Here is a 12,257-nt window from a genome sequence, read left to right on the forward strand (position 1 = left end):
CGCGCGCTCCCCCGGCCCCGGCCGGCGGCCCGGACTCAGCCGCCCGACAGCTCCGCCTCGGGGGTGCCCGGCAGCCCCTGCTCGAACCAGACCACCTTGCCCATCCCCTCCGCCCTGGCCCCCCAGCGCAGGGCCAGCCGGGTCACCAGCTCCAGCCCGCGGCCGCCCTCGTCCGCCTCGGCGGCGTGGCGCTCGCGCGGCGGGTCCGGCAGCGGGTCGGAGATCTCCACCAGCAGCGTCTCGCCGAGCGTCAGCCGCACCCCGATCGGCGCGCTGGCGTACCGCACGGCGTTCGTGACCAGCTCGCTGACCAGCAGCTCCGCGGTGTCGGTCAGCTCCTCGACGCCCCATTCGGCGAGCGTCGCGCGGACCAGCCGGCGGGCCCGGGAGACGGCGGTCGGCTCGGCGGGCAGCGTCCAGCCCGCCGTCGGGGTGCCGGCCTGCCCGTGGCCGAGCCGGGCCAGCAGCAGCGCGACGTCGTCCGGCTCGCGGCCCTGCTCCATGGTGTCCAGCACCGCCTCGCAGGCCGCCTGGATCGAGGCGTAGGGCTCCTGGAGGACGGTGAGCAGCCGGCCCAGACCGACGTCGAGGTCCTTGTCCCGGGATTCCACCAGGCCGTCGGTGCACAGCGCCAGCAGGCTGCCCTCGGGGATCTTCAGCTCGACGGCCTCGAAGGGCACGCCGCCGACCCCGAGCGGGGCGCCGGAGGGCAGCTCCACGATCCGGCCGGCGCCGCCGGGCAGCGGGCCGCCGTCGCGGCTCGGCCGCTCGGCCCCCTCCCCCGGCACCACCAGCACCGGCGGGATGTGGCCGGCCTTGGCGGCGGTCAGGGTCGCGGTGGCCGGGTCGAACACCGCGTAGACGCAGGTGGCGAGGAGCGCCTCGTCCGGGCCCTGGGCGAGGTCGTCGGCCAGCTCGTGGACGTGCCGCAGCAGCACGTCCGGCGGCAGGTCGAGGGCGGCCAGCACGCGGACGGCGGTGCGCAGCCGGCCCATCGTCGCGGCGGCGCGCAGTCCGTGGCCCATCACGTCGCCGACCACCAGCGCCGTCCGGTCGCCGGGCAGCGGGATCACGTCGAACCAGTCGCCGCCGACCTCGGTGCCGCTGCTGCCGGGCACGTACCGGTAGGCGACCTCGACCCCGGTGGGCTGCGGCACCTGCTGCGGCAGCAGGGTGCGCTGGAGGGTGAGGGCGGCGGTGCGCTCGCGGGCGTACAGCCGGGCGTTGTCCAGCGAGGAGCCGGCCCGGTCCGCCAGCTCGACGGTGAACGCCAGGTCGTCGCGGTCGAAGCCCTCGCGGTAGCCGGCCCGGCTGACCAGCAGCAGGCCGATCACGATGCCCCGGGCCCGCAGCGGCACCACCAGCATCGAGTGCACGCCCAGGTCGTGCGCGGCCTGCATCTTGGGGTCGCCGGCGTAGGTGACGTCGCTCAGCTGGTCGGCGCCGGAGAGCAGCTCGGGCACGCCGGTGCGCAGCACCCGGCCGCAGGCGGAGTCCTCGGAGAAGGTGATCCGGGCGCCGCGGCGCAGCATCACCTCCACCTCCGGGCCGTCCTGGACGGAGGCGGTGCCGAGCTGGAGCAGCGAGGTGCGGCGGTCGTGGCCGTGCCGGGGCAGGTCGTCACCGTGCGCGACGGCCTGCAGCAGGATGACGGCGGCGTGGTCGGTCAGCCGGGGCACCACCGCCCCGGCCAGTTCCTGCGCGATCCGCGAGGCGTCCAGCAGGTCGCCGACCCGGGAGCCGAACTCGTTGAGCAGCGAGAGACGGCGGCGGGCGTGCTCGACCTTGGCCACCGCCCGGTAACGCTCGGTCACGTCCATCACGGTGCCGGAGATGCCGAGGACCCGGCCGGAGCGGTCGGTCATCCGGCTGTAGGAGACCGAGCGGTAGCCGGAGCGGGCGGTGATCGGCGAGGCGAGGGTGACGTCGATGACCGGCTCGCCGGTGGCCAGCACCTGGCGCTGGATCGCGGTGATCTCGTCGGCGGCCCGCTCGGGCAGGGTCTCGCCGGTGGTGCGCCCGACGTGGTCCTCCGGCGCGACGCCGTTCATCTCGGCGAGGGTCCGGTTGACGGCGGTGTAGCGCAGCTCGGTGTCGAGGATGGCGATGCCCAGCGGGGACTGCTCGAACAGCGCGTCGCGCACCGCGAGGTCCCGCTCCACCGCCCGGACGGCGTCCGCGCCGGCCAGGTTGGCCTGCAGGAACGGGGTGCCGTCCCCGTCGACGAGGAGCGAGATCCTGGCGTCCACCAGCACCGGGACGTTGTCGCGGTCGATCAGCTCGGCCGGCCCGGCCCAGCGGCCGTGGCGCAGCGTGTCCTGGATCGCGGTCCGGATCCGGGCCACCTGCTCCTCGTCGGGGATCAGCTCGTCGATCCGGCGCCCGACCAGCAGCTCGCTCGGCCAGCCGAGCAGTTCCTCGGCGGCCGGGCTCCAGAGCACCACCCGGCCGGCCGTGTCGAGGATCGCGACGGCCACCCTGACCACGTCGAAGAGGCTGCCCCCGGGGCGCTCGCCACCGGCCCCGGCGGGGGCCTCGGGGACGGCGCGCGGGCCGCCGGGGAAGGGCCGGCCGGGGCGGCTGCGCACCCCGGCGGGCGGGGCCGCGTCGGGCACCGTGAGGGACGGGGCGGGCTGCACCGGCGGGGCGGACGGCGCTCCCTCGGCCACTCCCTCGCCCCGGCGGCGCCCGGCCGGCCGTTCCCGGCCGCCGGCCTTGCGGTTCGCGCCGAGGCGCAGCCGGGCGCGGGCGCCCGCGCCTCCTCCGGCGCCCGCCCGTCTCGCTCCCCCGCCCCCGTACCCGCTATTCGACACCGACGGGGCCTCCGGCTCTGCTCGGATCGGCGTCGCCGGCTGGGGCGGCTCACCGATGGTGACGAATAGTGCCGAAAAGTGACATACCCAGCTGAACCAAGGCTATCCCGACGGCCGCACCGGCTTTTCCGATTTGCCCGATCCGTCGCTCCCACGCGTCGTTCGCGGCGCACGGCACGGCGGTTCGCCGGCCCGGGCCGGTACCATCCGGCCCGCGCCGTCCGGGGCCTCGTTCAGACGGTCAGCAGGCGGGCGACCTCGGGCAGGACCTCGCGGTCGTGCTCCAGCCACTCGACGTCGGCCAGCTCGGCCGGGCCGAGCCAGCGCAGCTCGTCGTGGTCCTGCAGCGGGCGCGGCTCCCCGGCGAGCAGTTCGGCGGCCCACAGCCGCAGTTCCAGGCCCGGGCGCACCAGCCACGCGCCGGGCAGCCGGGTGAGCGCCCTGGCCCGGACGCCCAGCTCCTCCATCAGCTCGCGCTCCAACGCCTCGGTCTCGCTCTCGCCCGGCTCCGCCTTGCCGCCGGGGAACTCCCAGCGCCCCGCCACCTCGGCGGGCGCGCTGCGCCGGGCGGCGAGCACCCGCCCCCGGTGGATCAGCGCGCCGCCGACGACGATCCGGTGGTCCGTCGCGCCGCCGGCGGGCGCCTGGTGATCGGTGGTCCTGTCCATGGACGTCGACCTTAGATCGTGCCCGTCAGTCGCGCGGACCCTTCGTCCCCGTGGCTCCGGCGGGCTCCTGCTCGACCCAGTACAGCTGCTTGTGGCCGCGTGCCTCGAACTCGGCCGCGAGCCGCTCCGCCGCCTCCCGCCCGACGCCCCCGACGACCAGGAAGCGGTTGCCGTTGTCGTCCTGCCGCATCACCCGGTAGGTGTCCATGGCGCCCAGGGTAGGGGCGCGGGGGCGGCGGGGCGGGGTGCAGGTCGGCGGGGCGGGGCGCTCAGACCCGTACCGCGCTGGCCTGCTCGCCGGTCGACAGCCCCAGCTCGCGCCGGATCTCCACCGCGAGCCTGCTGCTCTTGACGGACAGCGCCCGCGCCTTGCCGACCTCGCGGGCGAGCGTGTCCGGGTCGGTGGACTTGGCGGCGGCGTCCCAGGCGTTGGCCGCGTCCAGCTTGATCGCACCCAGCTCGATGAGCTTGGCCTTGGCCCCGGCGGGCCAGTCGACCCCGTTGACCGAGAGGTCCGCGACCTCCTTGCGGGAGGCGGCGGCCATCGTCTTGGCCCAGGTGCGGTACTCCGCGGGCTCCTCGTCGAGGTCGGCCTCCGGCTCGGCGCCGAGCGCGCCGTTGTAGGCGAGCACGGCGTCCAGGTAGGTGCGCTGGGCCTGGGTGAGCTTGGTCCGGTCGGTGCGGACGCTGCCCGTGTGCGTCTTCGTCTCGTCCTGGAAGGTGCAGGTCACCCGGCGGTCGCCGGAGGCCCAGCCGGAGATGCTCGGATAGTAGTAGGACCCGTCCATGCCCTCGGGGACGAGCCAGGAGTCGAGGGCGTAGTCGTCGCGCACCGGGCCGCAGAGCCGCGCGGCCTTGGCGCTGATCTCGCTCTGGCCGGGGTAGGAGCCGCCGCGGCCCGCGAGGTTGGTGAAGCCGGCCACCTCGCCGTGGTGCGGCGCGGTGCAGGGCACCACGTGCACCCAGTAGATGCTCGCGGACTCGGCGTCCTGCCCGGGGCTGAACGGCGGCTGGTTGAAGCAGTCGCCGGTCGCCAGGTCCTCGATGTTCACCGAGCCCTGCGGGCCCCGGCGGGCGTCCGCGTAGCGCTCCTCCTCGAAGCCGAGCGCGGCGAGGCCGATGAACGCGATCAGGGTGACGATCGCCCCGAGCACACCGGTCACCAGACCGGTGACCGCCGGGCCGCGGCCCTTCTCGTTGCGCTTGGGCATCTGGACCAGCGCGACGATCGCGAAGGCGAGCGCCAGCGGCCACAGGCAGAGCAGGCCGGTGACCAGCGCGGCGATCGCGAAGCCGTTGGTGGAGGTCGGGGCGGGGAGGTAGGCGAAGCCGGGCTGGAAGCCGGAGTGGGCGCCGGGGGTGACGGCGGCCCAGCCGGTGGCGCGCGGCTGCTCGGCGCCGGGGGGCGGCGGCAGCGGGCCGACGGGGGTGGCCCACGGGTCGGCGGCGGGCGGCGCGGCGGGGGCGGCGCCGGCGGCCGCTCCGGGGGTGGGCGCCGCCCACGGGTCGGGCGTCGCCGCGGGGGCCGGCTCCGGGGCCGCCCCGGGTGCGGGCTCGGGTGCGGGCCCGGAGGCGGGCTCGGAGGCGGGCTCGGGGGCCTCGGCCGCCGTCTCCGCGGCGGGCTCGGGCCGCGGTCCCGGCCCGGCCGCCGGCTTGGTCAGTTCGACCCGCTCGACCGGCTCGACCGGCTCGGGCACGACGGCGTCGGACTCGGGCTTGGACACGTGCGATCTCCCCCGGCCCGCAGGAGGCGGGCGACAGCTCGGCAGGACGACGACCCGCGGATCCCGCGGGCGCATCGTCGCGGCGGGCCGTCAGGTACGGGAACAGGCGCGCGACTCTACCGGATCCGGTGGAACACCCGCTCGCCCTTCCACCGCCCCACGAACCACCCCCTCCCCGCAAGGCCGGGCCCCGGCTCAGCGCCCGGCCAGCACCTCCCCGTGCAGCATCGCGAACCAGCCGTCGCCGGCCGCCGCCCACTGCCGCCACCCGGCCGCGATCCGGGCCAGCGCGGCCTCGTCGGCGAACCCCTCGGCCACCGCCGTCCGCGCGATGGCGGAGTCCGTGACCCGGTCGGCCCACAGCCCGCCCCACCACGCGCGCTGCTCGGGCGTCGCGTACGTCCAGGTGCTCGACGTGGCGGTGACGTCGGTGAAGCCGGCCGCCCTGGCCCAGGACAGCAGCCGCCGCCCGGCGTCCGGCTCGCCGCCGTTGTGCCGGGCGATCCTCCGGTACAGCTCCAGCCAGTGGTCCAGTTCGGGCGCCAGCGGGTACCAGGCCATGGTCGCGAAGTCGACGTCCCGGACGGCGACCACGCCGCCCTCGGCGGTGACCCGGCGCAGCTCGCGCAGCGCGCCGACCGGGTCGGCCACGTGCTGCAGCACCTGGTGGGCGTGCACCACGTCGAACTCCCCGTCCGCGTACGGCAGTCGGTGCACGTCCGCGGTCTCGAACACCACGTTGGCCAGGCCCCGTCCGGCGACGTACCCGGCGGCCGTGGCCAGTACCTCGGCCGAGGTGTCGGCGGCCACCACCCGGCCCTGCGGGCCGACCAGTTCGGCCAGGTCGGCGGTGATCGTGCCGGGGCCGCAGCCGATGTCCAGCACGGACTGCCCGGGCCGCAGCCGGTCCCGCAGGTACGCGGCGGAGTTCTCGACGGTCCGGGAGCGGTGCGAACGCAGCACGGACTCCTGGTGGCCGTGGGTGTAGACGGCGGGCTTCGGTGCGGTCATGGTGACGTCCCCCTCGGGATCGGCGGGCTCCTCGACGCCTCCGACGCTACTCTCCGTCCCGCATTTCAAGAAGATTCGTCTCACATGCCGACCACCTCCCACCGGTCGCCCGAGCCCGGCCGCCCCGAGCCCGGCCGCCCCGGGAAGAGCGACGGCCCCCGCCCGGACGACGGATCGTCCGGGCGGGGGCCGGCTGCCCTGCGGCGGTCACGGGTTGACGGTGAACCAGGTGCTGCGGGACTTCTTGAACTCCGGCTGGGTGAGGTCCTTCGCCGCGATGCCGTCGCCGTACAGCACGGCCGAGCCGTCGTCGGTGATCAGCTGCACCCGGGCGCCGGGGGCGGTGAGGTCCGGGACGTCCGGCACGGCCTCCCAGCCGCCCGCGTCGGCGGTCGGCAGGTCGAGCAGCTTGACCGGCTGCGAGCCCGGCTGACCGTCCCAGCGGTAGAGCGCGTAGGGGTCGGAGTTGTCGTCCGCCGCCCAGGAGCCGGCCACGATCAGGTACTGCCCGAGCGCGTTGCGCCGCAGGTCGCGCACCGAGAGCCCGCCGAGGTCCAGCTCGATCGGCTCGCCGAAGGTCGCGTGGGAACCGCCGAACAGCGACGGGAAGTTGGTGACCGGCACGACCAGCGCCCGGCCGCCGGTGACGGCCGGGGTGAGCGGCGCGCGGAAGCCGACGTAGGCGGTGGTGGTGCTGCCCGGCGCGAACTCCAGGCCCTCGACGTTGAAGCCGTTGATCTGCTTGGGCACCTGCCCGGCCGCCGCGCCGGCCGCGAAGCCGTAGCGGTCGCCGTGCGCGCGGTCCCAGGCGATCAGGTCGTCGCGCAGGACGCTGGAGGAACCGGCCAGGGCGAGCTGGGTGCCGGCGCCCGAGCCGGTCACGGTGGTGGCGAACACGATGTGCCGCGGCGGCTTGATCTCGCCGTCCTTGTTGTTGCCCAGCGAGCCCGTCCAGTAGACGGTGTTGCCGACCCGGGTGGCGCCCTCGATGTCGATCTCCTTGGTGACGCCGAGCGCCGAGGAGAAGTCCCAGGTGCGCACGGGCGCGCCGGAGGCGTTGCGGTCGTACAGCCGCAGCACGTTGGACTCGTCGTCGGCCACCACGATGTACCCGCCGCCCGCGTCCACCGCCGCCGAGGCGTCGCTGGAGCCCGTCAGGTAGCGGCTGTCCGCCGAGAACTGCACCGCCGCCGAGGCCGCGTAGTGCAGCGTCTTCGACGCGGTCTTGCCGCCGAGCCCGGTGACCTTGACGGTGAGGTCGGTGTAGCCGACGCCCTGCGCGGCGACCGTGAGGGTGCGCGCGGAGCCGGTGCCGGTGACGGTGACGTCGCCGGTCCGGGCCACCGCCGTCCGGGTGCTGGCGGTGGCGGCCACGGTGAGCGAGGAGACCGGGGCGCCGCTCTGGGCGACGGTGACGGTGACCGTCGGGTCGCCGGTGGCGCCGACCGCGCCGGACAGGTAGGCGGTGGAGAACGTGATCGTCGGGGTGCCGTAGGTCACGGCGGCGGCGGGGCCGGCCGGCAGCGCCAGCAGCGCCAGTGCGGCGACGGCCGGCGGGAGCAGACGGCGGGAGGGACGGGACACGGTGACTGCCCTTCGACGTGGTGGGCGGTGCGAGGTCCGGACCAGGGTGGGGCCCGTCGGCGAACGCCGCCCCGACGGCAGCGGGCCGTCCGGCGAACACCAGCCCTCGCCCGCCCCCCTCCGCGGCCCGCGCCGTACCGTGGACGGGCAGCCGCCTCACAGAACGGTCCCACCATGCCCGCGCCGCGCCCCTTCGTCCTGCTGAGCGCCGCGATGTCGCTCGACGGGCACCTCGACGACGCCTCCCCCGAGCGGCTGCTGCTCTCCGGCCCGGACGACTTCGACCGGGTCGACGCCGAGCGGGCCGCCAGCGACGCGATCCTGGTCGGCGGCAACACCCTGCGCGCGGACGACCCCCGGCTGCTGGTCAACGACCCCGGACGGCGGGCCGCCCGGCGCGCGGCGGGCCGCCCGGAGTACCCGCTGAAGGTGACGCTCAGCGCGAGCGGGCGGCTCGACCGCTCCCTGCGGTTCTGGCACACCGGCGGCGAGCGGCTCGCCTACACCACGGACGCCGGGGCCGCCGTGCTGCGCCCGGCGCTGGACGGGCTGGCCGAGGTGGTGGCGCTCGGCGCGGCGGTGGAGCTGGGCGCGGTGCTGGACGATCTCGGCGCGCGCGGGGTGCGGCGGCTGATGGTCGAGGGCGGCAGCGGGGTGCACACCCAGTTCCTCGCCCAGGGGCTGGCCGACGAGCTCCAGCTGGCGGTGGCGCCGCTGCTGGTCGGCCAGGCGCGGGCGCCGCGGTTCGTCGGCCCGGCGGAGTTCCCCGGCGGACCGGCCCGCCGGATGCGGCTGCTGGAGGCCCGTACGGTGGGCGATGTCGTCCTGCTCAGGTACGCCCCGAAGGAGCCCGCCCCGTGACCGACCCCCGCCCCTCGCCCGGCCCGCGCCCCGCCGACCTGCCCTTCCTGCGCCGGGCCGTCGAGCTCTCCCGCCGCTGCCCGCCCTCGCGGACCGCCTTCTCGGTCGGCGCGGTGGTCGTGGCCGCCGACGGCACGGTGCTGGCCGAGGGGTTCAGCCGCGAGACGGACGGCCACGAGCACGCCGAGGAGGCGGCGCTCGGCAAGCTCCCGGCCGACGACCCGCGGCTGCGCGGCGCGACCGTCTACAGCTCGCTGGAACCCTGCGGGCAGCGCGCCTCCCGTCCGGTCCCGTGCGCCGAACTGCTGATCGCGGCCGGCGTCCCCCGGGTGGTAGTGGCCTGGCGCGAGCCGTCCACCTTCGTCGCCGAGACCCGGGGCGCCGCACGGCTGGAGGCGGCGGGCGTCGAGCTGGTGGAGCTGCCCGAGCTGGCCGGGGAGGCCCGCGCGGTCAACGCCCACCTGCTGGGCTGACGCCCCGCGCACTCGAAGCGGAGGCGGATCTTTTGTATCCTCATTAAACAATCCCCTCGGGATCCCGCCCCGCACCCTGGAGACGCCCGTATGCCGACGACCTTCGCCCCCCGCGCCCTGCTCCTCGACATGGACGGCACCCTGGTCAACTCCGACGCCGTGGTCGAACGCTGCTGGCTCCGCTGGGCCGAGGAGCACGGCCTCGACCCGGCCGAGGTGCTGCGCGTCGCCCACGGCCGCCAGGGCCAGGCCGCCATGGCCACCCTGCTGCCCGACCGCCCGATGGACGTCAACCTCGCCGAGAACGACCGGATGCTCGCCCAGGAGAAGGCCGACACCGAGGGCGTCGTCCCGGTCCCCGGCGCCCCCGCCTTCCTGGCCGCCCTGGCCGGCCTCCCGCACGCCCTGGTCACCTCCGCCGACGCCCCGCTCGCCCGGGTCCGGATGGCCGCCGCGGGCCTCCCCCTGCCGCCGGTCCTGGTCACCGCCGAGTCCGTCGGCGCCAGCAAGCCCGACCCCGAGGGCTTCCTCAAGGGCGCCGCCGCCCTCGGCTTCGCCCCCGCCGACTGCCTCGCCTTCGAGGACTCCGAGGCCGGCATCGCCGCCGCCCGCGCCGCCGGCGTCCCGGTCGTCGGCATCGGCCCCCGCGCCGCCGACCACCGCCCCACCGCCCACGCCGCCACCCTCGAATCCCTCACCGTCACCCCGGGCCCCGCGGGCACCCTCACCGTCACCGTCGCCTGACCACTCCGCCACGAGCTGCGACCATCGGGGCCCTGTGCTTCGCTGGAAGGGCGCGGACCGGCCGGCCGTTCGCCCCCGATCGGGTGTGATCGCAAAGGAGTCCCGAGGTGACCACCACTCCGCCCACCCAGGCCTGCAACTTCACCACCGCCCGCCCGACGGTCAAGAAGGGATCCTCGGGCGACGCCGTGAAACAGGCCCAGTGCTACCTCAACGCCTCCCTCACCGGGGAGGCCCTCCTCGTCGACGGCGTCTTCGGCCCCGTCACCGACGCCGCGACGAGACGCTTCCAGTCGTGCGCCAAGATCACCGTGGACGGCGTCATCGGCGCCCAGACCTGGTCCTTCCTGACCTTCTTCGCCAACTCCCCCGGCTTCGCCTGCTGACCACCCCCTCTCCCCGAAGACCCCGGACAAGCCGGGAGGCCGCCCGACCGCGCTCCCGCGCGAGCCGGACGGCCTCCTGGCCGGCTCCTCGACCGCACCGCCCGGCGTCAGTAGTGGTAGCGGGCGGCCAGAACGACGATCTCCCGGTCGGTGACCAGGTAGACGAGGCGATGCTCGTCATCGATCCGCCGCGACCAGGCCCCGGGCAGGTGGTACTTCAGCGGCTCGGGCTTGCCGATCCCGGTGAACGGATCGCGCAGGACGTCCTCGATGAGCTTGTTGATCCTCGCGAGCATCTTGCGATCGCTCTTGAGCCAGGACGTGTAGTCCTCCCAGCCCTGCTCTTCGAAGACGAGCCTCACTCGACACCCCGCCCGGCATCAGCCGAGTCGGGGTCGATGAGCGTGCGCTCGGAGAGCCCTGTGCCGTTCAGCGCGTTGTCGTACGCCTTCAGCAGGCGACGCGCGTTCGCCGGCGAACGCAGGAGATAGGAACCCTCGCGCAACGAGGCGTAATCCTCGGCGGAGACGAGCACGGCATTTCCGTGCTTGGACACGATCTCGATGGCGTCGTGATCCTCGTTGACCTTCTTGATCAACGGGAAGAGATCCCTGCGGGCCTCGCTCGCGGTGATGGACATGGCCGTACCCCCTTCGGCGAGTGGTACGGGATAACGTACCACTCGGGCGAGGGTTCCGGGTGGCTCGCCGGCCGGTACGGACTCCCGCGGGTCGGCACCGCGTCCGCACGGAAACGAGAAGAGGGCCGGACTCCACGGAGTCCGGCCCTCTCCGGCCTGCGCACGTACGGCATCGGATGCCACGCAGCGGCAGCGGCGCGATCACACGTTGAAGCGGAACTCCACGACGTCGCCGTCCTGCATGACGTAGTCCTTGCCCTCGATACGGGCCTTGCCCTTGGCGCGGGCCTCGGTGAGGGAGCCGGTCTCGACGAGGTCGGCGAAGGAGATGACCTCGGCCTTGATGAAGCCCTTCTGGAAGTCGGTGTGGATCACACCGGCGGCCTCGGGGGCGGTGGCGCCCTTCTTGATGGTCCAGGCGCGGGCTTCCTTGGGGCCGGCGGTGAGGTAGGTCTGCAGGCCGAGGGTGTCGAAGCCGACGCGGGCGAGGGTGGCGAGGCCGGGCTCGTCCTGGCCCATGGACTGGAGGAGCTCCAGGGCCTCGGCGTCCTCCAGCTCGATCAGCTCGGACTCGATCTTGGCGTTGAGGAAGATCGCCTCGGCCGGGGCGACCAGCTCGCGCTGGGCCTGCTTGAAGTCCTCGTCGCCCAGCTCGTCCTCGTCCACGTTGAAAACGTAGAGGAAGGGCTTGGCGGTCAGCAGGTGCAGCTCGCGGATCGGGGCGGTGTCGAAGCCGGCCTCGAAGAGGGTCTTGCCGGTCTCCAGGATCGCCTGGGCGGCCTCGGCGGCGGCCAGGACGGGGGCGGTGTCCTTCTTGAGGCGCGCCTCCTTCTGGAGCCGGGGCAGGACCTTCTCGATGGTCTGGAGGTCGGCCAGGATCAGCTCGGTGTGGATGGTCTCGATGTCGTCCTTCGGGGACACCTTGCCGTCCACGTGGACCACGTCGGGGTCGGTGAAGGCGCGCACGACCTGGCAGATGGCGTCCGACTCGCGGATGTTCGCGAGGAACTTGTTGCCCAGGCCCTCGCCCTCGCTGGCGCCGCGCACGATGCCCGCGATGTCGACGAAGTCAACGGTGGCCGGGAGGATGCGCTGCGAGCCGAAGATCTCGGCGAGCTTGTCCAGCCGCTCGTCCGGGACGCCGACGACGCCGACGTTGGGCTCGATGGTGGCGAACGGGTAGTTGGCCGCCAGCACGTCGTTCTTGGTCAGGGCGTTGAACAGGGTCGACTTGCCGACGTTCGGCAGGCCGACGATTCCGATCGTGAGCGACATGAAGCGCAGTCCCGTGGGCTTGGAGGAGATGGGCCGGCCCGTCCACCGGACCGATCCCCCAGTCTACGGGCAGCGGGT

11 protein-coding genes and 1 pseudogene are annotated in these 12,257 nt (G+C 74.9%); 3 read left to right on the forward strand and 9 right to left on the reverse strand.

Going from position 1 to position 12,257, the window contains the following annotated elements:
- Window positions 1–35: 35 nt before the first annotated feature.
- The 6 genes from ACF1AK_RS26770 to ACF1AK_RS26795 form a co-directional block, all read right to left on the reverse strand.
- On the reverse strand, window positions 36–2,669 hold the full coding sequence (locus ACF1AK_RS26770; RefSeq protein ID WP_391501372.1) for a SpoIIE family protein phosphatase: 2,634 nt from the start codon (window positions 2,667–2,669) through the stop codon (window positions 36–38).
- Window positions 2,670–3,046: 377 nt separating this feature from the next.
- Window positions 3,047–3,481 (reverse strand): (deoxy)nucleoside triphosphate pyrophosphohydrolase, encoded by a 435-nt coding sequence (locus tag ACF1AK_RS26775; protein ID WP_391501373.1) that lies wholly within the window; start codon window positions 3,479–3,481, stop codon window positions 3,047–3,049.
- Window positions 3,482–3,506: 25 nt separating this feature from the next.
- Window positions 3,507–3,689, reverse strand: coding sequence for an SPOR domain-containing protein (locus ACF1AK_RS26780; protein WP_391501374.1), 183 nt, complete (start codon window positions 3,687–3,689; stop codon window positions 3,507–3,509).
- A 61-nt stretch (window positions 3,690–3,750) separates the two neighbouring features.
- Window positions 3,751–5,205 (reverse strand): DUF4190 domain-containing protein, encoded by a 1,455-nt coding sequence (locus ACF1AK_RS26785; RefSeq protein ID WP_391501375.1) that lies wholly within the window; start codon window positions 5,203–5,205, stop codon window positions 3,751–3,753.
- A 195-nt stretch (window positions 5,206–5,400) separates the two neighbouring features.
- A complete protein-coding gene (locus tag ACF1AK_RS26790) occupies window positions 5,401–6,216 on the reverse strand; it encodes a methyltransferase domain-containing protein (RefSeq protein ID WP_391501376.1) in 816 nt (271 codons plus the stop codon).
- A 207-nt stretch (window positions 6,217–6,423) separates the two neighbouring features.
- Window positions 6,424–7,800: a hypothetical protein gene (locus tag ACF1AK_RS26795; RefSeq protein ID WP_391501377.1), complete on the reverse strand. Its 1,377-nt coding sequence runs from the start codon at window positions 7,798–7,800 to the stop codon at window positions 6,424–6,426.
- Between the two features lie 174 nt (window positions 7,801–7,974).
- Here ACF1AK_RS26795 and ACF1AK_RS26800 point away from each other — a divergent pair.
- The 3 genes and pseudogenes from ACF1AK_RS26800 (at window position 7,975) to ACF1AK_RS26810 (ending at window position 10,264) form a co-directional block, all read left to right on the forward strand.
- A pseudogene (locus tag ACF1AK_RS26800) lies at window positions 7,975–9,134 on the forward strand (dihydrofolate reductase family protein).
- 90 nt (window positions 9,135–9,224) lie between these two features.
- The gene (locus tag ACF1AK_RS26805; RefSeq protein ID WP_391501378.1) at window positions 9,225–9,878 is read left to right on the forward strand and encodes an HAD-IA family hydrolase; all 654 of its coding nucleotides are present in this window, start codon (window positions 9,225–9,227) and stop codon (window positions 9,876–9,878) included.
- A 107-nt stretch (window positions 9,879–9,985) separates the two neighbouring features.
- Window positions 9,986–10,264, forward strand: coding sequence for a peptidoglycan-binding protein (locus tag ACF1AK_RS26810; RefSeq protein ID WP_391501379.1), 279 nt, complete (start codon window positions 9,986–9,988; stop codon window positions 10,262–10,264).
- A 107-nt stretch (window positions 10,265–10,371) separates the two neighbouring features.
- On the opposite strand, the gene ACF1AK_RS26815 is transcribed toward ACF1AK_RS26810, so the two are convergent.
- From ACF1AK_RS26815 to ychF, 3 genes are all read right to left on the reverse strand, one after another.
- Window positions 10,372–10,626: a Txe/YoeB family addiction module toxin gene (locus tag ACF1AK_RS26815; RefSeq protein WP_391501380.1), complete on the reverse strand. Its 255-nt coding sequence runs from the start codon at window positions 10,624–10,626 to the stop codon at window positions 10,372–10,374.
- Window positions 10,623–10,904, reverse strand: a complete 282-nt coding sequence (locus tag ACF1AK_RS26820) for a type II toxin-antitoxin system Phd/YefM family antitoxin (protein WP_188309614.1) — start codon at window positions 10,902–10,904, stop codon at window positions 10,623–10,625. The genes ACF1AK_RS26815 and ACF1AK_RS26820 overlap by 4 nt, the downstream gene beginning before the upstream one ends.
- 201 nt (window positions 10,905–11,105) lie before the next feature.
- A complete protein-coding gene (ychF, locus tag ACF1AK_RS26825; protein ID WP_391501381.1) occupies window positions 11,106–12,179 on the reverse strand; it encodes a redox-regulated ATPase YchF in 1,074 nt (357 codons plus the stop codon).
- Window positions 12,180–12,257 lie beyond the last annotated feature (78 nt).

The sequence above is a fragment of the Kitasatospora sp. NPDC015120 genome (genome assembly GCF_043080305.1).
In the GTDB taxonomy this organism is placed as follows: domain Bacteria; phylum Actinomycetota; class Actinomycetes; order Streptomycetales; family Streptomycetaceae; genus Kitasatospora.